Source organism: Streptomyces ochraceiscleroticus (genome assembly GCF_000720485.1).
In the GTDB taxonomy this organism is placed as follows: Bacteria; Actinomycetota; Actinomycetes; order Streptomycetales; family Streptomycetaceae; genus Streptomyces; species Streptomyces ochraceiscleroticus.
The window spans coordinates 1-19,139 of sequence record NZ_JOAX01000007.1 but is presented as its reverse complement, the minus strand read 5'-3'; the positions used below and the strand labels follow the sequence as shown (position 1 = coordinate 19,139).

General features: G+C 69.7%; 17 protein-coding genes. 10 read left to right on the top strand and 7 right to left on the bottom strand.

Translation table 11 applies throughout. From position 1 onward, the window contains the following. Positions 1 to 90: 90 nt before the first annotated feature. Positions 91 to 1,026 (bottom strand): squalene/phytoene synthase family protein, encoded by a 936-nt coding sequence (locus tag IG84_RS0111130; RefSeq protein WP_031054517.1) that lies wholly within the window; start codon positions 1,024 to 1,026, stop codon positions 91 to 93. A 180-nt stretch (positions 1,027 to 1,206) separates the two neighbouring features. Between IG84_RS0111130 and IG84_RS0111125 the strand changes: the two genes are divergently transcribed. Next, entirely contained in the window at positions 1,207 to 1,767 is a 561-nt protein-coding gene (locus IG84_RS0111125; RefSeq protein WP_031054516.1) for a cysteine hydrolase family protein, read from the top strand. Positions 1,768 to 1,891: 124 nt separating this feature from the next. Here IG84_RS0111125 and IG84_RS0111120 read toward each other — a convergent pair whose 3' ends face one another. Beyond that, positions 1,892 to 2,230, bottom strand: coding sequence for a PLDc N-terminal domain-containing protein (locus IG84_RS0111120; RefSeq protein WP_051861610.1), 339 nt, complete (start codon positions 2,228 to 2,230; stop codon positions 1,892 to 1,894). Between the two features lie 315 nt (positions 2,231 to 2,545). Between IG84_RS0111120 and IG84_RS0111115 the strand changes: the two genes are divergently transcribed. The 3 genes from IG84_RS0111115 (at position 2,546) to rutA (ending at position 6,644) form a co-directional block, all read left to right on the top strand. Then, positions 2,546 to 3,409, top strand: coding sequence for a YhjD/YihY/BrkB family envelope integrity protein (locus IG84_RS0111115; RefSeq protein WP_245659305.1), 864 nt, complete (start codon positions 2,546 to 2,548; stop codon positions 3,407 to 3,409). 205 nt (positions 3,410 to 3,614) lie between these two features. Continuing rightward, on the top strand, positions 3,615 to 5,306 hold the full coding sequence (locus IG84_RS0111110; RefSeq protein WP_031054510.1) for an MFS transporter: 1,692 nt from the start codon (positions 3,615 to 3,617) through the stop codon (positions 5,304 to 5,306). 240 nt (positions 5,307 to 5,546) lie between these two features. Beyond that, positions 5,547 to 6,644, top strand: a complete 1,098-nt coding sequence (gene rutA / locus IG84_RS0111105; protein WP_031054508.1) for a pyrimidine utilization protein A — start codon at positions 5,547 to 5,549, stop codon at positions 6,642 to 6,644. 11 nt (positions 6,645 to 6,655) lie between these two features. Here rutA and IG84_RS0111100 read toward each other — a convergent pair whose 3' ends face one another. The 4 genes from IG84_RS0111100 to IG84_RS0111085 all read right to left on the bottom strand — a co-directional run bounded on the left by IG84_RS0111100 (position 6,656) and on the right by IG84_RS0111085 (position 11,982). Continuing rightward, positions 6,656 to 7,699 carry an FAD-binding oxidoreductase gene (locus IG84_RS0111100; protein ID WP_245659304.1) on the bottom strand — a complete coding sequence of 348 codons (1,044 nt, stop codon included), beginning with the start codon at positions 7,697 to 7,699 and terminating at the stop codon, positions 6,656 to 6,658. Next, positions 7,696 to 8,949: an aromatic ring-hydroxylating oxygenase subunit alpha gene (locus IG84_RS0111095; RefSeq protein ID WP_031054501.1), complete on the bottom strand. Its 1,254-nt coding sequence runs from the start codon at positions 8,947 to 8,949 to the stop codon at positions 7,696 to 7,698. The genes IG84_RS0111100 and IG84_RS0111095 overlap by 4 nt, the downstream gene beginning before the upstream one ends. Before the next feature lie 24 nt (positions 8,950 to 8,973). Continuing rightward, on the bottom strand, positions 8,974 to 11,019 hold the full coding sequence (locus tag IG84_RS0111090; RefSeq protein ID WP_031054498.1) for an NADH:flavin oxidoreductase: 2,046 nt from the start codon (positions 11,017 to 11,019) through the stop codon (positions 8,974 to 8,976). Between the two features lie 180 nt (positions 11,020 to 11,199). Then, the gene (locus IG84_RS0111085) at positions 11,200 to 11,982 is read right to left on the bottom strand and encodes an IclR family transcriptional regulator (protein ID WP_031054496.1); all 783 of its coding nucleotides are present in this window, start codon (positions 11,980 to 11,982) and stop codon (positions 11,200 to 11,202) included. 278 nt (positions 11,983 to 12,260) lie between these two features. Here IG84_RS0111085 and IG84_RS0111080 point away from each other — a divergent pair, with 278 nt between their 5' ends. The 4 genes from IG84_RS0111080 to IG84_RS0111065 all read left to right on the top strand — a co-directional run bounded on the left by IG84_RS0111080 (position 12,261) and on the right by IG84_RS0111065 (position 15,673). Then, positions 12,261 to 12,743 carry a DedA family protein gene (locus tag IG84_RS0111080; protein ID WP_031054493.1) on the top strand — a complete coding sequence of 161 codons (483 nt, stop codon included), beginning with the start codon at positions 12,261 to 12,263 and terminating at the stop codon, positions 12,741 to 12,743. A 151-nt stretch (positions 12,744 to 12,894) separates the two neighbouring features. Next, on the top strand, positions 12,895 to 13,314 hold the full coding sequence (locus IG84_RS0111075) for a cupin domain-containing protein (protein ID WP_031054491.1): 420 nt from the start codon (positions 12,895 to 12,897) through the stop codon (positions 13,312 to 13,314). A 32-nt stretch (positions 13,315 to 13,346) separates the two neighbouring features. Continuing rightward, positions 13,347 to 14,096, top strand: a complete 750-nt coding sequence (locus IG84_RS0111070) for an SDR family oxidoreductase (RefSeq protein WP_031054489.1) — start codon at positions 13,347 to 13,349, stop codon at positions 14,094 to 14,096. Positions 14,097 to 14,335: 239 nt separating this feature from the next. Then, positions 14,336 to 15,673, top strand: a complete 1,338-nt coding sequence (locus tag IG84_RS0111065) for an APC family permease (RefSeq protein ID WP_078648773.1) — start codon at positions 14,336 to 14,338, stop codon at positions 15,671 to 15,673. On the opposite strand, the gene cimA is transcribed toward IG84_RS0111065, so the two are convergent. Beyond that, a complete protein-coding gene (gene cimA / locus IG84_RS0111060) occupies positions 15,592 to 17,241 on the bottom strand; it encodes a citramalate synthase (protein WP_051861609.1) in 1,650 nt (549 codons plus the stop codon). The two genes, IG84_RS0111065 and cimA, sit on opposite strands and share 82 nt — an antisense overlap. A 291-nt stretch (positions 17,242 to 17,532) precedes the next feature. Here cimA and leuD point away from each other — a divergent pair, with 291 nt between their 5' ends. Continuing rightward, on the top strand, positions 17,533 to 18,132 hold the full coding sequence (gene leuD / locus IG84_RS0111055) for a 3-isopropylmalate dehydratase small subunit (protein WP_031054482.1): 600 nt from the start codon (positions 17,533 to 17,535) through the stop codon (positions 18,130 to 18,132). Between the two features lie 105 nt (positions 18,133 to 18,237). Continuing rightward, the gene (locus IG84_RS0111050) at positions 18,238 to 18,870 is read left to right on the top strand and encodes an Lrp/AsnC ligand binding domain-containing protein (protein ID WP_063761781.1); all 633 of its coding nucleotides are present in this window, start codon (positions 18,238 to 18,240) and stop codon (positions 18,868 to 18,870) included. Positions 18,871 to 19,139: the final 269 nt, after the last annotated feature.

Below are 19,139 nucleotides of genomic sequence, written 5' to 3'. Positions count from 1 at the left end.
TCCGACGGCGGCGGCGCACTCGGCCGCCGAGAGGTCTCCTGCTGTCCCAGTTCGTCTAGCCCGGAGCCCGGAGCCCGGAGCGCTGTGCGGCTACAGACGGCGACGTTGCTGCTTCCGGGCAGCGAGGCAGTGCTGCAGCAGGATCTTCAGGGCGGCCGGCTTTGATGCGCCCGCCTCCTCGTGCAAGAGCTTGCCGCCCCTGCTCCGCACGTCCTCCAGTTGCAGTTCCTGCACGCGGATGAAGGCCCGCAGGAAGGGTCGGTTTTCCACCGCCACCAGGTCGGGCAGGTCCCGGCAGGCGCTCAGGCCGGCGCTGACGGCACGAGCCTGCGCCTGGACGAGCTGCTCCAGCGCGGGCGCAGACGTCGGTGATGGGCTCAGGAGGTCATCGACGTCGAGCCCGAAGTGCGCCAACTCTGCGCGGGGAATGCCGATCCGGCCCTGCGAGGCATCCTCGGACAGGTCCGCGAGGAAGTCGGCGCGTTGCATGGCCTCGATCAGGGTACGGCAGCCGCGTTCGAATGCCTCAGCTCGCTTTCCTTGTGCCGTCGGCGCGACCAGCGACGCGGTGAGCATGAACGCTGGATGCGAGTAGGCGTCCACGTATGCCTGGAAGTCACTCTCGGCCTCGAAGCCTGTCCAACTTGCCTCCAGGCGCGCGCCGTCCAGGAACCTCTGGACGTACGTCGAGAGCTGCGGGTGCCGCTCGGCCGTGTCGGCCAAAGCTCTGAGGGTGGGCTGATCGGACGTGCCGTGCTCCACCGCCTCTTTCACCTGCCGGCCCCAGGAGTGGAGTGCTTCCCGCCGGGCAGTCACCTCGCCTACGTCGATGCGCCTGTCTGTTTCGTGCATGAACGCTACGGCGGCGATGACGGGCGGCTGGAGACGTGCGGGCAAGAGCAGCCGAAGGGCCAGGAACTCCTGTAGCTTGAAGCGCCGAACCAGCCGGCGCTGGGCTTCGTAGTCCCGTCGCAGCGATGGATCGTTGATACCGGCCTCGGTCAGCGCGGTGGACCACCTGGTCAATGCTCTCCCTGTTCTTACGGTTCAGTGCTCCCCGGGTCCCTCAACGGCGTAGGAGGGCGCGCGCAGTCTTCGGCAGCTTGCGAGGGCTGGTGAAAGTTTAGGACGTTGCTGCCGCGTACGATCCGAGCATCAGAACCCGGCCCGTTTCCCCACCGAACCGGCTTCGTTCCTGGAGGCGACATGAGCAGCGCCCTTCTCGTGATGGACGTCCAACAGGCCATCGTGGACATCGCCGATGACGGCTCCGGATACCTCCCACGCCTGCGCAGGGCGATCGACGGGGCCCGGGCGGCGAACATTCCCGTGATCTACGTGGTCATCGCGCTACGGCCCGGTTTCCCGGAAGTCGGCACACGCAACAAAGCTCTCACTGCCATCGCACGGGCCGGCCTCTACGTCGAGGGCGCCCCGGGCACCGAGATCCACCCCGAGGTCGCACCCCGACCGGGCGACGTGGTGGTCACCAAGAGGCGGGCGAGCGCGTTCTCGGGCAGCGATCTCGACGTGGTGTTGCGGGCACGTGGTATCGACAGCCTCGTACTCACCGGCATCGCCACCAGCGCTGTCGTGCTGTCCACCCTGTGCCGGGCGAACGACCTGGACTTCGGCGTCACCGTCCTCTCCGACGCCTGCCTGGACACCGACCCGGAGGTGCACCGGATCCTCATCGAGCGACTGTTCCCGCAGTGGGCGGATGTCGTCACCGTCGACGACTGGGTCACGGCGATCGCACCTCGGTAGCGGCGGACCGGGTTGACGACAACGTGGGTCCCCGTGGGCCACGTAGAGCGCCCCGTGCTCTCCCTCCTCCTCGTCGAGCAGGACGTGGACGCTGCCGTCGTCGCGGCTTCCGGGAGCAGCCGCGCTACCTCGTCGGCCTGGTGGTGTGGGTCGGGTCGCTTGCCGCGGTTTTGCGGATGTAGGCGTCGAAGGCGTCCCGCTGGGCCTCTGCCTGGGCCACTTTGCGGCGGCCCATGCCGCGGCCCCGGGCGGCGACGTAGATCAGAACGCCGAGGAAGGGCAGCACGAGTACGAAGACGATCCAGCCCGCCTTCGCCCATCCGCTCAGCCCGTCGTCCCGGAAGATGTCCGCGATGACGTGGAACAGCAGCATGAACCACATCACCCACAGAAAGAGCAGGAACGTGGTCCAGAAAACTCCCAGGATCGGATAGTCGTAGGCGAGGGACACGGAATCACTCATGATTCTCTTCCTCCGATCGCCGCCCCGCCCTCACCTCGTGGCCAGGGGCCGGTGGCGGTGCCCCGGTCACGCTGTGCGGTGCGGGGTGTGCGCGGGCCTGTTGCCGGCAAGCAGCCGGCGTACGCGTCTTCAGCCGGGGTCCGGGGCCCTTCCGCCTTTGACAGTAGGACGCCTGCCCGGCGGGAGCCATAGCCCGATGGGCTCTGCTTCGCGGACCTCACGGCTGCCTGCGCGTGGTCAGCAGTCGGAGCTGCCGGGCCGCCTCCCCCGCAGTGGGTGAGGTACCGCGCTCACGTCGGTGCGATGCTTCGGTCCGTGCACCAGGCATCCCGTGTTCCCGAGGATCCGAGAGGCCCGAGACCTGCTGCGTACCGGGCCGGAAGGCTCTCGCGTGTCCGGCCCTTCGCCCGCAGTGTCGCGCGGCAACTCGCGCGCGTCGGCGTCCTGGACAACGCGACCCGCCTGGCCGCGCAGGCGTTCCTGACCGCACTGCCCATGCTGATCGCGATCGCCACGTACTCACCCGAGGTCATACGCGCGGAACTGCTCGTGTCGCTGCGCTCCATATTCGGTACGCCGAACCCCGTCATGCATCAGGTGGAAGGGGTGTACAAGGGCGGCCCCGGGGCGCGGGAAACCTGGGGAGCCGTCGGCGTACTGGTCACACTCGTCTCCGCCACCGCCTTCGTCCGGGCCTTGCAACGGCTGTGCGAGCGGGCCTGGCATCTGCCGCATTCGGGGGTCCGCATCGCGGTCTGGCGTTGGTTCGCCTGGCTCATCGTGTGGACGACAGCGTTGGTGTGCCAGGGAATGGTGCGCACGGGCTTCGGCGTGGGCCTGGTGCTGGCCGTACCGCTCCAGATACTGGTGGCGGTCCTGGTGTGGTGGTGGACTCAGCACCTGCTGCTGGCCGGCCGGATCGGCTGGCGTCCCCTTTTCCCCGGAGCCCTGGTGACCGGCGGCGCGGTGGTGGCATTCACCGGCGCGTCCGGGCTCTGGCTGCCGCACTCGCTCGAAAAGAGTGTGCAGCGCTACGGGTCGCTCGGCTCCGTCTTCACGCTGCTGTCCTGGCTCATCCTCTTCTTCGCCACCGTCGTTCTGGGCATTGCCGTGGGGTACGTGCTCGCTCAGGAGCGGCCCTTCCGCCGTGACGGCGGCGGCCACACCCGGAGAAGGTGAGGCGCAGGCTGATGAGGGTGGCGACACTGAGGCATTCCCCGGAGGCATGCGGAAGGGAGCGTCCGGATGACCACGAACATGACCACGAACAGGAACGCGAGCATGACCGCGAACATGTCGACGAACATGACCGCGAACACGCACATCCGGCAGCACGGTACGACCGCCTGCCGAGGCGCGGGCCCCTTACCCGTAGGGCCGGACCATGACTGACCCGGAGGCCGGTAAGGCCGCCGTACAGCGGGGTGCGGCAGGCACGCCCGCCGCCCGCACCGTGCTCGGTGTCCTCGCGACGCAGCAGTTGCTCATGGCGTACGACTCGACCGCCATGAACGTCGCCGTCTCCGACATCGTCACCGACCTCGACACCACCCTGACCGGAGTGCAGTCCGCCATCTCGCTCTACGCCCTGGTGATGGCCGCCCTGATGATCACCGGTAGCAAGCTCGGCAGCCGGGTCGGCCACCTCCGCATGTTCACGCTGGGCGCCACGGTGTACGGAATCGGCGCCCTGGTCACGGCGCTGAGCCCCAACCTGCCGGTGATGCTGGTGGGCTGGTCGTTGCTGGAGGGCATCGGCGCCGCCCTGGTCTTCCCGGCGATCCTGTCGATCGCCACCCTGGCCTTCACCGGCGCCCAACGCACCCGCGCCCTCACTCTCATCGGCGCTGCGGCCGGCGCGGGAGCGGCGCTGGGCCCTGTTGTCGGCGGCCTGATCACGAAATACCTCACCTGGCGGGTCTCCTTCCTGATGGAGACTCTGATCACCGCGGTGGCCGTGGCCCTCGTCGTCCGCAATCGGAGCCTCCGGCGGCTGCCCGACCGGCCTCGTCGGCAGCCCTTCGACGGCGTGGGTGTCGTCCTCTCCGCGGCGGGCTTCGGCCTGATCGTCCTGGGCACCCTGCTGGCCAGCCGTTACGGACTGCTCATCGCCCGCGAGGAGGTGACCGTCCTCGGCCGGACAGTGCTTGATGCGGGCGGCCCCGCACCCACGGTGGTGCTGGGAGTGGCCGGTCTTCTGGTCCTCGCCGCATTCGGGTGGTGGGAACACCGCCTAGTACGGGCCGGGCGCGACCCGCTGGTCCGGATCGCAGTCCTGCGCGACCGCGGCATACGGGTGGGCTCGCTCGCCCTCGCCGTCCAATTCCTCGTGCTGGCCGGTCTGTTCTTCCTCGTGCCGGTCTTCGTACAGACCACATTCAACTACGACGCCCTGGAAAGCGGGCTCACCCTGCTCCCGGCCACGGTCATGCTGGTACTGGGCTCGATGGCCGGTGCCCGCGCCGTCGGTGAGGGACGCACCACCCGCAAGCCGCTCATCATTCTCGGCTTTCTGCTGATCGCGGCCGGTACGGCGCTGGTCGCGGCCGCCTTCGACCCGGACAGCTCCGGTCTGCGCATCGCTCCGGGCCTCGCCGTGGCCGGCCTCGGACTCGGCCTGTGCACCCTGTTGCCCGACCTGGTCCAGTCCTCGGCCGACGAGGACACGGTGAGCGATGTCGCGGGCCTTTCGCGCAGTACCTCGTATCTGGGCCAGTCCCTGGGCGTCGCCCTCGCCGGCGCACTGATGATCGGCGTCCTGCTGAACACCGCCCTGGACTCCGTCCACACCAGTCACTTACTGACCAACAGTCAGAAGGCTCAGGCAGAGGCGACGTTGAGGCACGGCGTACAGGTGACCGCGGTGAGCGACGACCAGGTCCGTGCGGCGCTGGAGAAGAAGGGCGTGACCGGCGCCCCCGCCGACGAACTGGTACGGATCAACACACTGGCCCGCGGGGACGGCCTGACCGCCGCCACGGTGGGGATGGGCGTCCTGGCACTCGCCGGCGCCGCACTCACGGTGCGACTCCCGGGGAGCACGCGGCCGGCACGGCGGCCGAAGGCGCGACAATGAGCGCGCCGCAACCATGAGTGCGGCGTGATTCGGGGTGCTCTTCGCAGGGCTGTCCCCCTTCCGGACCCGGTCCCGCCGAGCCGCATCGCCCGAAGCGGGTGACCGGGTGCACGTGGCGTCAACCCCCGCCAAGCAGACGCGCGTTGATGCGTCTGCGTGTGCAGAGCCTTCCGTGCGGACACCTCTGCGATCATGGAAGGGAAGCCCCTGCTGGACTTCCCCAACCCGTGAAGGAGCGGCATGGACATCGGCGTCTTCATCCCCATCGGCAACAACGGCTGGCTCATATCGAAGAGCTCTCCCCAATACATGCCGACCTTTGAGCTCAACAAGGCGGTGGTGCAGAAGGCGGAGGAGCACGGACTCGACTTCGCCCTGTCGATGATCAAGCTCAAGGGCTTCGGCGGTGATACGGAGTTCTGGGACCACTGTCTTGAGTCGTTCACGCTGATGGCCGGCCTGGCCGCCGTGACCGAGCAGATCAAGCTGTACGCCTCGACGCCGATCCTCGCCCTGCCTCCGGCGATGGTCGCGCGCATGGCGGTCACGGTCGACTCCATCGCTCCCGGGCGGTTCGGGGTCAACATCGTCACCGGCTGGGCGCCGGGTGAGTACACGCAGATGGGCATGTGGCCCGGGGACGAGCACTTCGGCAACCGTTACGCACGGGCCGCCGAGTACGTCAGTGTGATGAAGGAGCTGTGGGGCGAGGGCGTCAGCGACTTCAAGGGCGAGTTCTACGAGATGGATGGCTGCGTGCTGTCCCCGCGGCCGGCGAACGGCCACATCGACATCGTCGCCGCGGGGCAGAGCAGCAGCGGAATGCGGTTCGCCGCCGAGCACGCCGACTACAACTTCATTCTGGGCAGCGGTGTCAACACTCCGCTTGCACTCTCGGACACCACTGCCGCGCTCGTGGACGCGGCGCGGACGACGGGGCGCGACGTCGGGGCACTGCCGCTCTTCATGATCATCGCCGACGAGACCGATGAGGCCGCCCGCGCGAAGTGGCAGGACTATCACGACAACGCCGACCTCGCCGCGCTGGCGTACATGGCGGGGGAGACGGCCGCAGACGCGACGGACGACGACTCGGCCACCGCCCGGACCATCTCGTTGCCCGAAGGCGCCGTGAACTTCAACATGGGCACGCTCGTCGGCTCGTACGAGACCGTTGCGAAGATGCTGGACGAGATCGCCGAGGTGCCGGGGACGAAGGGGATCATGCTGGTCTTCGACGACTTCCTCGAAGGAATGGAGAACTTCGGCACGCGCATCCAGCCGCTGATGAAGTCGCGGTCGGGGCGGTCGGTGGAGACGCGCAGCCACGGTTCGTAAGGTCGAGCACGTCATGCGTCGATCACCAGATGGTCCAGTGGTGTCGAGCAGCAGAGCAGAATCTTGTTGTGGGCGATCTCGCGGGGGCGGATGCCGCCGTTGTGCTGCATGTCGACCGAGCCCGCGAGCAGTGTGGTCTTGCATGTGCCGCAGATGCCTTGCGCGCAGGAGGCCGGCAGGGTGATGCCCGCGCGGGACGCGGCGGCGAGGACGGTGGTGGCCGCGTCGCAGTCGATCGTGCGCCCGCTGCGGGTGAACTCGACCTTGAAGCCCTGACTGGTGTCATGTTCGACAACGAACGGCTCGTCGACCGGCTCCTCGAAGGTGAAGCTTTCCTCGTGGTAGCGGGCCATGTCGAAGCCCGCCGTGGAGAGCATGCGCCGCACCGCTTCCATGTAGCCGGCGGGCCCGCACGTGAAGACCTCGCGTTCGAGGAAGTCAGGGGCGGTCTCCCGGAGCAACTCCGTGTTCAGTTGCTCGCCGCGGTCGTCGAGGACGTGGCGCACATGGAAATTCGGAGCGGTGGCCGCGATGAATTCGAGTTCGCGGCGGAAGACGATGTCGTCGAAGGTGCGAGCGCTGTGGACGAACGCCACGTCAACGGGGTGCGCCAGGTCGTACAGCGTCCGGGCCATCGACATCACGGGCGTCACGCCGCTGCCCGCCGAGAGGAAGAGGTACTTCGGCGCCGGATGCCGGGCGAGGGAGAACTGGCCGAGTGGGCCCCGCGCCCGCACGGCGGTGCCCGGGGTCAGATGGTCGTGGAGCCAGTTGGAGACCAGGCCGTCCGGGACTCGTTTCACCGTGATGGCGACGAGGTCGGGGCGGGTCGGCGGGGAGGAGATGGTGTAGCAGCGCTCGACGGGGTGGCCGTCGATGTCGAGGAGGAGGGTGAGGAACTGGCCGGGGTCGTGGCGGAACAGCCGGGGCTCGGTGGGTTCGAGGACGAAGGTCCGGACGTCGGCGGTGACGTCGTGGACCTGCTTGCACACCAGCAGCCCGTCGCCCCAGGCGGGCGGAAGGTTCCCGGTCGTCATCGCCGCTGTCGTCATCATCGCTCCAGGTATGCCTTCAGCCGGGTGATGTACCAGTTGATGAAGTCCTCGACCTGGGATTCGGTCGGGCTGTAGGGGCCGGGTACGTAGGCGGGGCTGCTGATGCCCTGGTGGGCGCGGGCGACGAAGGCCGCGTCCTGTTCGTTCGTAGCGGCCCATATGTGCGTCAGGGTGTCGAGGTCGTAGTCGACGCCCTCCACGGCTTCGGCGTGCACCAGCCAGGTGGTGCGTACGAGGGTGCGGTCCGGCGCGAGCGGGATGACGGCGAAGGTGACAGCGTGGTCCGCCGCGAAGTGGAACCAGGCGTTGGGTTGCAGGTGGAAACCGAGGCGGCCGAGGCGCGCCGTGGGGAAGTCGGCCAGCAGCCGCTTGACCGCGGCCTTGCCGTCGGCCGTGAAGGACTCACCGGCGAGGTCGAGCGGTTCGCGCTGGATGCGGAAGCCGGTGGGCCGGTTGTCCAGTTCCTCGATCGTGGCATAGGGCAGACCCAGCGACTCGTAGGTCTCGTGTGCCTCCGCTTCGGCCTTCACGAAGCGCTCGTAGGTCGGGCGGAGGGCCGGCGGGACGTTCTTCTCCGTGAAGTTGTAGAGGGGGAAGTAGCAGCGCTGGAGCTCGGGGTGGCCGGCGCAGTGGTAACACTCCCGGTTGTTCTCCATGGTGAGTTTCCAGTTGGCGTGCTCGACGAGGTCGATCTGCTTCGCGACCTTCGCGTGCCGCAGGTTGTGCGGTGCGATGTAGGGCTCGACGCGGTCGGCGACCTCGTCGAAGTCGCTGGGCGGCTGCGCGGCGAGGCAGAGGAAGACGAGACCGGCGATGGTGCGTACGTGGACGGATTTGAGGCCGAAGCACGAGGGGTCGAAGCCGGGCGCTTGCGACTCGGCGTGCAGCAGCGTGCCGTCCACGCCGTACGTCCAGTGGTGGTAGCCGCAGACGATGTTGCCCACGGAGCCGCGCTCTTGGTTGAGGATGCGCGCACCCCGGTGCCGGCAGACGTTGTGGAAGGCCCGCACCTCCTCGTCGTCATCGCGGACGAGGATGACGGAGTACGGCCCGACGGTGACGGTGATGTAGTCGCCGGGCTCGGGGAGTTCGGCCTCCGCGGCGGCGAAGATCCAGCTACGGGCGAAGACGGCCTCGATGTCGAGGCCGAAGAAGTCGTCGCTGAGGTAGAAGGGCGCTTCGAGGCTGTGGCCGACGGGGCGTCGGGCGACGAGGTCGGCGGCACTTGTGGCGGGGGCTGGTGCGTTCATGTCAGTCATCTCTCCGGTGGCTCGTCAGACCGGCAGGCACAGCCGCAGAGCGTCGTAGACGGCGGCGTGGATGTTGCGACTGGTGACCGCGTCACCGATGCGGAACAGTTGGTACCGGCCCGCCTCGTTGCGTACGACCGTCTGTTCCTCGTGCGCCAGCAGGGCGCGGTGGTCGACCTCGCCGAGGTTGCGGGAGCCGGGCAGCAGGTCGGTGTACAGCTCGTCGTTGGGAAGAGTGCCGTGCTCGACCACGACGTGGTCGACGACCTGTTGGGTCTCGGCCTCGGTGTACTCGCTGTAGAGGGTCGCGGTGAGGCGTCCGTCCCCGGTGCGGCGCACGGAGCGCAGCCGCTGGGCGAGGGTGGTGGTGACGCCGTGCTGGGTGAAGGCTTTGAGATACGCCGGCGAGTTCATGCTGCCGACGTCCGGCGCCAGCGTGCGTTCCGGTGTGACGTAGTGCAGCCGGGCGCCGGCCGGGGCCAGCAGCTCCACGGCATCCATCGCCGGATAGCCGCCGTGGTCGTCGTAGACCAGTACATCGCCGGAATTCCGGGGCCGCAGGGAGCCGGACATCACGTCCCAGGTGTCGGCGACCAGGTCCTCGCCCTCGGTGAGGAAGGAGCGGTTGGGCATGCCTCCGGTGGCGATGACGACGAGGTCGGGGTTCTCCGCGAGCACGTCCCTGGCCTCGGCATACGCCCCCAGGCGCAGGTCGATGCCGAGGTGTTTGCACTCGTCGACCCGCCAGTCGACGATGCCGAGCAGGTCGCGGCGACGGGGGTTCTGTGCGGCGAGCCGCACCTGGCCGCCGGGCTCGTCGCTCGCCTCGAACAGCACGACGCCATGGCCGCGTTCGCCCAGGACACGGGCGGCTTCGAGCCCGGCCGGCCCGGCCCCGACGATCACCGCCTTCCTGCGGCTGCCATGGGCCGGGGTGATGGTGTGGGGTACCTGGAGTTCGCGTCCGGTGGCCGGGTTGTGGATGCACTTGGTGTCCCCGGAGTCATAGATCGCGTCCAGGCAGTAACTCGCCCCGACGCAGGGCCGGATGCGGTCCTCCTGACCGGACGCGATCTTGGCCACCAGATGGGGATCGGCGATCTGGGCCCGGGTCATGCCGACGAGGTCCAGCAGTCCTTCACGAATGGCATACCGCGCGGTGGCCACATCCGCGATGCGGGCCGCGTGCATCACCGGGATGTCCAGGCGGCGTTTGGCCTCGCCGGTGAACTCCAGATAGGGCGCGGACGGCGTACCCATGGACGGGATCGTCTTCGCCAGGGAGGCGTCGCTATCGATGGTGCCGCGGACGGCGCTGATGAAGTCGATGCCGTCGGCGCTGAATTGCTCCGCCGCGACCAGCGCCTCGTCGAAGCCCAGGCCGCCGGGGAGGGCCTCGTCGAGCGCCATCCGGATACCGACGATGAAGTCCGGGCCGACGGCCTCGCGTACGGCGCGGATCACCCGGCGGGGGAAGACCAGCCGGTTCTCCAGGCTGCCGCCGAGTTCGTCGTCGCGGTGATTCGTCGCGGGGGAGAGGAAACTGTCGAGGAAGTGGCCGTAGGACTGGAGCTCGATCCCGTCCAGGCCGCCCGCCTGGCAGCGCTGCGCCGCGGCGGCGTAGTCGGCGACGATGCGGTCGAGGTCCCATGGCTCAGCGGCCTTGGGGAACGCCCGGTGCGCGGGCTCGCGCAGTGGCGATGCGGACACCACTGGTAGCCAGTCACCGGAGTAATTGCTGGTGCGGCGGCCGAGATGGGTGACCTGGCACATGACGGCCGCTCCCGCGCCGTGGACATCGTCGGCGAGCCTGCGCAGCCACGGCACGATGTCGTCCCGGTACAGCAGCAGGTTGCCGAACGAGGGCGGGCTGTCCGGGGAGACGACCGCGGAGCCGCCGATCATCGTCAGGCCGACGCCACCGCGTGCCTTTTCGAGGTGGTAGGCCCGGTACCGGTCCTTGGGCAGGCCGTCCTCCCCGAACGCCGGCTCGTGGGAGGTGCTGACCACCCGGTTGCGCAGGGTGAGGTGCTTCAGCGGGAAGGGCTGGAGCAGAGGATCCGTGTTCATGGTCTGTGCGCGCACAACCGCTCCTAGGGAAGCTCTGTGGCTGACTGACGACGGCTACTCACGACGCTCGAAGGGCTGGTCACGACACTTCAAGGGCGTTTCGCAATGCGAAACAGCGTCGCTATGCGAGACAAATGTGGAGCCTGAGTGTCCCCGGCGTCAACCCCTGCCGCGCCGTGGTCAGCCGCGCCTGAGATAGCCCTTACGCCACGAGATCTTGTTGCCGGCCGCGATGAGCTGCTCGGCGAGCTGGGGAATCGTGTGGTCGTTGATGCGGAACGTCGGACCGGAGATGGTCACGGCGGCGATCACCTGCCCGTTCAGGGACCTGACGGGGGCCGAGAGGGCGGCGAGCCCGATCTCGTGCTCCTCGCTCGTGGCGCCGTACCCCAGCTCGCGGACGGTCTGCAGCTCCTCCTTGAGGAGCGCCGGGTCCGTGATGGTGTGCGGGGTGAACTTCCCCAGGGGCTGCGCGAGGATCTCGGCGGCCTGCTCCTGAGGCATGTGCGCCAGGAAGACCTTGCCCGCCGAGGTCGCGTGCACGGGCGTGCGCTTGCCGACCCAGTCGATGCTGGTGATGGCCGCGCTGCTGATCACCTGGTCCACGCTGATGATCGACTGCCCGTCGTGCACCGCCAGGTTCACCGTCTCGCCGACGGCCGCGGCGAGCTCCTGGCAGATGGGACGGCTCAGCAGCGACAGATCGCTGCCTTTGGTCGCCCCGCCCGCGAGCTCGACCACGGTGTAACCGATGCGGTACCGCCCGCGTTCGCTGTCCTGCTCGACGAGGCCCCGGGCCTCCAGGGTGGCGAGCAGCCGGAACACGGTCGACTTGTGGACCTCCAGGGCCTCCGCGATGTCGGTGACCCCGGACGGACCGTGTACGGCCAGTACTTGAAGGATCGAGACCGCTCGATCCACCGACTGCACCGACGTGTCCCGCGCCCGACCCTTGCCGCTCATGGCGGAAGCCTATCCGAGCAGCCTCATCGGCCATCGGGCGTGACAAGGCGTGACGGGGGCGCCCCGCACTCGGGGCACGGACGTTCGGTTAACCTGGCTGTGCCGGGTGGTCCTGGTGCGAGGCCGTGTCCGGAATGCCCCAGGTGCAACGGTACTCTGCGTGGGGCTCGGGGACCGGTGCCGCCCCGGCACGAACGCAGGGACGGAACCGGCAGCAGCAGACCGCAGGTGAGGCATGGAGACCAGGCTCGTACGCGCGGCGCCGAGGGCGAGGCGTCGTGGATAAGGTCGCGCTCACGGCCGCCGGTCTCTACGTCATCGTGCTGCTGCGTGCCGGCGGGACGTTCGCCGTCGGGTGGCTCGCCGGCGCCGGTGCCAGGCGCGGAAGGCTCGCCCGGCGGATCTCCTCGGCCAGATTCCAACGCGCCGAGCGGGCGATCCAGCGGTGGGGCGCACCGGTGGTGGCCGTCTCCTTCCTGACCGTCGGCTTCCAGACCGCCGCCAACTTCCTCGCGGGGAGCATGCGCATGCCCCTGTCGCGCTACCTCCCCGCACTGTTCGTGGGGGGAGCGGGCTGGGCGCTGGTCTACGCGACCGTCGGGATCGGCGCACTCGAAATGCTGGGAAGGCTGTTCGCCGAGCGGACGGCACTCGGCGTGGCTGCGGTCGCTGTCCTTCTCCTCGCGGTGTGCGGCGTGGTGGTGTACCGGCGGAGAAGCGCCGCATCGGCGCCTCGGGACGCCGCGACCGAAGATTCCTGACACGTGTCCGGAGCCTCCTGAAACGTGTCCGGATCGGCGCTCACCGAGCGTGTTGGGTCTCTGAAGAATGGAACCCCCCTCGGGGTGCCCGCGAGGCGTCGCACTGTGCGCGACGCCTCAACCACCGGCACTGCAGGAGGAAGAATCCGCTATGCCTGAAACCGAGCAGCCGCGTTCGGAGGCGTGGAAGACCGCGCTCACCGTGCTGCAGGAAGTCACCCGGCCCGCCATCCCGGAGGGCGCGCACGTGATGACCGTCCAGGTCGAATACCCGCCCGGCGACCCGGGCGCTCCGCCGCACCGCCACCCGGGACCGGCCTTCGGTTATGTACTGGAGGGCGAGATGCGCTTCGAGCTGGAGGGCGGGCCGGAGCGGATCGTCCGCGCCGGGGAAACGTTCTGGGAGCCGGGCGGCGACGTCATCCACTACCAGGACGGCAACAGCCGCACCGACACGCGCCTGCGCTTCCTCGTCACCATGCTCTGCGTGCCGGGACAGCCCATGCTCGTCCTGGTCGACGACGACGAACTGAAGCAGCGTGCGCATCTGCGCGCGCCCCGGCCGTCCTGACGAACGTCCACCCTCGGCAAGGAGTACGCGACGTGAAGATCGTGGTCATCGGAGGCACCGGCCTCATCGGCAGCAAAGTGGTCGGCAAACTCAACGACCGTGGGCACGAGGCGGTGCCCGCCGCGCCCAACACAGGCGTCAACACCCTCACCGGCGAGGGCCTCGCCGCCGTGCTGGCCGGGGCCGAGGCGGTCGTGGACGTGACCAACTCACCCTCCTTCGAGCCCTCGGCCGTACTGGACTTCTTCACCACCTCCACCCGCAACCTGCTGGCCGCCGAACAGACGGCGGGCGTGGCGCACCACTTGGCGCTGTCGATCGTCGGCATCGACGACCTGCCCGACAACGGCTACTTCCGGGCGAAGGTGGCCCAGGAGCAACTGATCAAACAGGGGCCGGTCCCTTACTCGATCGTCCGCGCGACGCAGTTCTTCGAGTTCGTCAAGGGCATCGCCGACACCGCCACCGAAGGCGACACCGTGCGCGTACCGCCCGTGCTCTTCCAGCCCATGGCGGCCGAGGATGTCGCCGAAGCGGTGTGCCGGGCCGTCGTGGAGGGCCCGCTGAAGGGCACCATCGAGGTGGCCGGGCCCGAGCTGTTCCGCTTCGACGAGCTCATCGCGAAAGCACTGCGCGCATGGCACGACCCGCGCACGGTCGTCCCCGACCCGCACGCCCGTTACTTCGGTTCCGAGCTGGCCGAACGCAGCCTCGTCCCCGACGACGGCCGCGCCCGCCTGGCCGGCACCCGCTTCGACGACTGGCTGCGCCGCTCTTCTTGAAGCCGGCCCTCCCCAGGGGGGCCGTCACCGCGGGGGACGGCGCCTCCATCCGGCTGTCCGCGAGGGCGGACGGTGTGCATTGCGCCCGCGGAATTCCGGGATCACCGAATCAAGTTCATCGGTGAACGAGGTTCCGCGGTCCGTTTCGAATGCCGTTCACCGGTCCCGGCATCTTTCCGTTCATCGCCTTACGTTCGGCGGACACAGTCGAACGCAAGCGCGGTGAACGGAGAGAGTTCATGGAGAAGGTGCGGCAGCCGGAGACCCGGGAGGCGGCACGGCCGAGACCCCGTCTGGGGGTCCGGCCGGGCACGGCGCTGTGCGTGGGGGCGATCCTGGGGCCGGGCGTACTCACCCTGCCGTCGTCGGCCGCCGCGGCGGCCGGCCCGGCGTCGCTGGTGGCCTGGGTGGGGCTGGTGATCCTCAGCCTCCCGGTTGCCCTGTCGTTCGCGGCCCTGGGCGGCCGCTACCCGGACGGCGGGGGAGTGGCCACCTACGTCCACCGGGCCTTCGGGGCGGCCGCGTCCGCGCCGGTGGGCTGGTGGTTCTACTGGGGTGTGCCGATCGGCGTGTCCTCCGGCGCGCTGATAGGCGGCGAGTACGTGGCCCTGGCGGCGGGCTGGGGCCCCGGCGCCGCGCCATTGGTCGCGCTGCTGGTGCTCGCGGCGGCGGCCCTGGCCAACCTCGCCGGGCTGCAGATGTCCGGCCGGCTCCAACTGCTGATGGTCGGGCTGCTGGCCGTACTGCTGCTGGTCACCATCACCGTGGCGGCCGGGCACGTCCAGGCCGAGAACTTCCGCCCCTTCCTGCCGCAGGGCTGGACCTCGGTCGGCAGCGCGGCGAGCGTGCTGTTCTTCGCGTTCGCCGGCTGGGAGGCGATCAGCCACCTCTCGGCGGAGTTCGCCGCGCCCGAGCGCGATCTGCCGAAGGTGACCCTGCTGTCCTGGGGCATCGTCTCCAGCCTGTACATCGGGCTGGCCGTCGTCACCATCGGCGTGCTGGGCGGCGGCGCCGGCCGGACCACGACGCCGCTCACCCTCGTCCTGGAGGCGGGCATCGGCTCGCCCGCTCGTATGGTGGCCGCCGCGGTGGCGTTGTTCCTCACCTTCGGCGCGGTCAACGCGTACCTCGCGGGCGGCGCCCGGCTGGGCGCCGCGCTGGGCCGCGACGGGGCGCTGCCGCGGCGCCTGGTGTCCGACACGAATGAGGCCGGTGCGGTGCCGCGCCGCAGCCTCGTGGTCATCACCGTCGCGGGCATGGCCATCATCCTGGCCGCCGCCGTGAACGTCATCACCCTGGACACGCTGCTGCGCGCGACCTCGGCGTGTCTGACGGCTGTCACCATGGCCGGGGTGGTCGCCGCGGTCGTGTTGCTGCCGCGCGGCAGCGCGCTGCGGACGTCGGCCATCATCGGCAGCGTGGTGATCGCCGTCGTCCTCGGGTTCTGCGGGCTCTACCTCCTGCTGCCGGCCGGGCTGGCGGGCGGCGCAGCGGCCTACCGCGCGCTGAGCGGCCGGGGCGCGGACAGCCCGGAGCGGACGCCTGCCAAGAACTCCTCGGAGCGCAGCAGACCGTAGACGTACCCTTCGTGCAGGGCGCGGAAGGACGCGCTGACCAGGTCCGGGTGCACGCCGACGGTGGTCCAGGCGCCGCGCTCGTCGGCCAGGGTGACCAGGACGGTCGCCGGGGACCCGGCACCGCTCCCGTGGCCCGGCAGCCGCACGTCGCAGTCGCGCAGCCGCAGCCGGGAGACGCCCGGGTAGTACGGTTCCAGCGCGTCGCGCAGGGCGGCGGCGAGGGCGTCGGCCGGGCCGCTGCCCTCGGCCGTGGCGATCGCCCGGTCGTCCTTGACGCGGAGCTTGACGGTGGCCTCGTCGGGGGCGGCGGCCGCACCGTACTGCTCGGAGATGCAGCGCCAGGACTCCACCGTGAAGAACTCGCGGACGCCCGTCAGCTCCTGGCGCAGCAGCAGTTCGAAGGACGCGTCGGCGGACTCGTAGGTATAGCCGCGCCGTTCGCGTTCCTTGATCTGCGCGATGATCCTGCCGACCGCCTCGCGGTCGCCGCCCACCTCGATGCCGAGCTCCCTGGCCTTGAGCTCGACGGAGGCGCGGCCTGCCATGTCGGAGACCAGCATCCGCATGGTGTTGCCGACCCGTTCCGGGTCGATGTGCTGGTACAGGTCGGGGTCGACCTTGATGGCGGAGGCGTGCAGCCCGGCCTTGTGGGCGAACGCGGAGCCGCCCACATACGGCTGGTGGGTGGCGGGCGCCAGCCGTACGGTGTCGGCGATGGTGCGCGAGACGCGGGTCAGCTTGCGCAGCCCGCCCTCCGGGAGCACGGGGATGCCGTACTTGAGCTCCAGTGCGGCGACGACGGCGAAGAGGTCGGCGTGCCCGGCCCGCTCGCCGTAGCCGTTGGCGGTGCACTGGAGGTGAGTGGCGCCCGCGGCCACGGCGGCGAGGGTGCCCGCGACCGCGCACTCGGCGTCGTTCTGCGCGTGGATGCCCAGCCGGGCACCGGTTTCGGCGAGGACGCCGCGTACCACCGCCGTGAGGTGACCGGGCAGTGACCCGCCATTGGTGTCGCGCAGGACGACGACCTCGGCGCCGGCCCGCGCGGCGGCACGGACGGCCTCGGTGGCATGGCCGGGATCGGCGCGGTAACCGTCGAAGAAGTGCCCGTACTCGACGAAGACGCGGCGGCCCGCGTCGCGCAGGTACCGCACGCTCCGGGCGAGCGCCGTCAGTTGTTCGTCCGGTGTGGTGCCCGGGGCCGCCGCCGGATGGCGGGGGTCGGCGTCGGCGGTCAGGGTGAGCACCGGGGCTGCCGAGTCCAGCAGCGCCCGTAGCCGCGGATCCCGCCCGGGGGCCGTACCCACCGGAGCGGGCTCACCGTGCGCGACCAACTGGGCGTGTACCAGGTCGAGTTCCTCACGGGCCCGGACGAAGAACTCCCGGTCCCGCGGGTCGGTCCCGGGCCGGCCGCCCGCGAGGAACCCCACCCCGAAGCCGTCCAGGTGCCGGGCGATGGACAGCCGGTCCGCGACGGTCAGGTCTATGCCGTCGTGCCGCGCGCCGTCGAGCAGCGTCGTGTCGAGGATGTGGCAGCCGTTTCGGGGAGCAGCGGGACGAAGCGCAGTCATGGGCGTACCTACCGCGGTCTCGGGAGCATGTGCACGCGTTGTGTCTGTCGGGCAGCGTGTCGTAACAGGGCCGCGGGCCGCGGCAGCCCTTCCACTGGGTGCAAGACAACTTGCCGTCGTCATCCGGGCCTTGGTGAGGTTGCCGGAGCGGGTCCGACGTCCGGTGGCCCGGCCCGCGCGGGACGGTCTTCGGCTCAGTGGAAGACCCGGCGGCGCGTCGGCGGCCGGACAGTAGAGTTCCGCGCGAGCTGCCCGTGCCGGGCAGGCTGCACGGCCAGGAGGAGAGATTTCGTGACGGAGTTCAGCGTCCATCGGGGCACCGCGGTGCCACTGCGCCGGAGCGAGATCGACACGGACCAGATCATCCCGGGCCGGTTCTGCAAGCGCGTCACGCGCACCGGATACGCCGACGCCCTCTTCGGCAACTGGCGCGACGAGCCCGGCTACATCCTCGGCCGCCCCGAGTACCAGGGCGCCACGATCCTCATCACCGGTCCGCACTTCGGTATCGGCTCGTCCCGGGAACACGCCGTGTGGGCGCTGCAGGACCACGGCTTCCGGGCCGTGGTCGCCCCCTCGTTCAGCGACATCTTCCGCGGCAACGCGCTCACGTGCGGGCTGCTGCCGGTGCAGGTCCCGCAGCGCACGGTCGAGGCGTTCTGGGAGGCCGTGGAGGCGGACCCGGCGCTGCCCGTCACCGTTGACCTGGAGCGGTGCGTGGTGCACGGCGGCGGGGTGGAGGCATCCTTCCCGGTGGAGGAGACCGCCCGTCAACGGCTGCTCCAGGGCCTGGATTTCATCGCCGCGACGCTGGAGTACGACCCGGACATCACCGCGTACGAAAGCAGCCGTGCACGGTGGATGCCGACCACGACGGTCCCGCCGAGCTAGCCTCGGCCTTCACTTGCGCACACTGCCGCCCTATTGGATGATCATGGAAAGTGGCGGCACTAGAGGCGCAAGGGGCCGTATCGGTCTGCCGGGGGAGAGGTACGCATGGATCTGGACGAATTGGATATCGCCATCCTGCGCTCGATTCAGACCGACGCCCGGCAGACCAACCGGGAGCTGGCGGCGAGCGTCGGGGTGGCGCCCTCGACGTCCCTGGAGCGGCTGCGCTCCCTGCGGCGGCGCGGAGTCGTCGAGGGGTTCACGGCCAATGTGAACTTCTCGGCGATCGGGCGGCCGGTGCAGGCGCTGATCTCCGTGCGGATCCGGCCGCCGTCCCGGCGGGTGCTGGAGTCCTTCCGCGAGTGGGTGCGCACCTTCCCCGAGGTGGTCGGTCTCTTCGTCACCACCGGGAACGAGGATTTCCTGCTGCACATGGCCGTGCCCAGTACGGAGCGGCTGTACGACTTCGTCATCGACCGGCTCACTGAGCGCCGGGAGGTGGCCGATGTCCGCACCTCCATCGTGTACGAGCATCTGCAGAACCGGCTCATCGAACCGGTCGGCCCGCAGACGCGGGACACCCAGCGGCGGCGCGGTGCGGTGAAGCCCGTCGGGCAGGGCGACCGGACCGACCGGCCCGACCGGAGCGAGCGGCCCGACCGGAGCGAGCGGCCCGACCGGGACGAGTGGCCCGACCGCGGTGAGCGGCCCGAACGCGGCGAGCGGACCGGGGGCTGACCGACGGCCCGGAGCCGATCCGGAGCTGACTTCCACTGACCGGTAGAGCGCGACCGGGTTTCCCCGATCGCGCTCTACGGTGACGACTGCGAACGCATGCATCGCGATTCATTCGGACTCATTCCGATACGTCGTCAGATCTCTTGAGATATTTCCAGGTGGAGGACAGTGATGGGACGGACACTCGCGGAGAAGGTCTGGGACGACCATGTCGTCCGGCGCGCGGAAGGCGAGCCCGACCTCCTCTTCATCGATCTGCATCTGCTGCA

Coding starts and splice junctions, on each gene's coding strand:
- IG84_RS0111125 (WP_031054516.1), top strand. CDS start 1,207: ATGAGCAGCGCCCTTCTCGTGATGGACGTCCAACAGGCCATCGTGGAC.
- IG84_RS0111120 (WP_051861610.1), bottom strand. CDS start 2,230: ATGAGTGATTCCGTGTCCCTCGCCTACGACTATCCGATCCTGGGAGTT.
- IG84_RS0111110 (WP_031054510.1), top strand. CDS start 3,615: ATGACTGACCCGGAGGCCGGTAAGGCCGCCGTACAGCGGGGTGCGGCA.
- rutA (WP_031054508.1), top strand. CDS start 5,547: ATGGACATCGGCGTCTTCATCCCCATCGGCAACAACGGCTGGCTCATA.
- IG84_RS0111100 (WP_245659304.1), bottom strand. CDS start 7,699: ATGATGACGACAGCGGCGATGACGACCGGGAACCTTCCGCCCGCCTGG.
- IG84_RS0111095 (WP_031054501.1), bottom strand. CDS start 8,949: ATGAACGCACCAGCCCCCGCCACAAGTGCCGCCGACCTCGTCGCCCGA.
- IG84_RS0111090 (WP_031054498.1), bottom strand. CDS start 11,019: ATGAACACGGATCCTCTGCTCCAGCCCTTCCCGCTGAAGCACCTCACC.
- IG84_RS0111085 (WP_031054496.1), bottom strand. CDS start 11,982: ATGAGCGGCAAGGGTCGGGCGCGGGACACGTCGGTGCAGTCGGTGGAT.
- IG84_RS0111075 (WP_031054491.1), top strand. CDS start 12,895: ATGCCTGAAACCGAGCAGCCGCGTTCGGAGGCGTGGAAGACCGCGCTC.
- IG84_RS0111065 (WP_078648773.1), top strand. CDS start 14,336: ATGGAGAAGGTGCGGCAGCCGGAGACCCGGGAGGCGGCACGGCCGAGA.
- cimA (WP_051861609.1), bottom strand. CDS start 17,241: ATGACTGCGCTTCGTCCCGCTGCTCCCCGAAACGGCTGCCACATCCTC.
- IG84_RS0111050 (WP_063761781.1), top strand. CDS start 18,238: ATGGATCTGGACGAATTGGATATCGCCATCCTGCGCTCGATTCAGACC.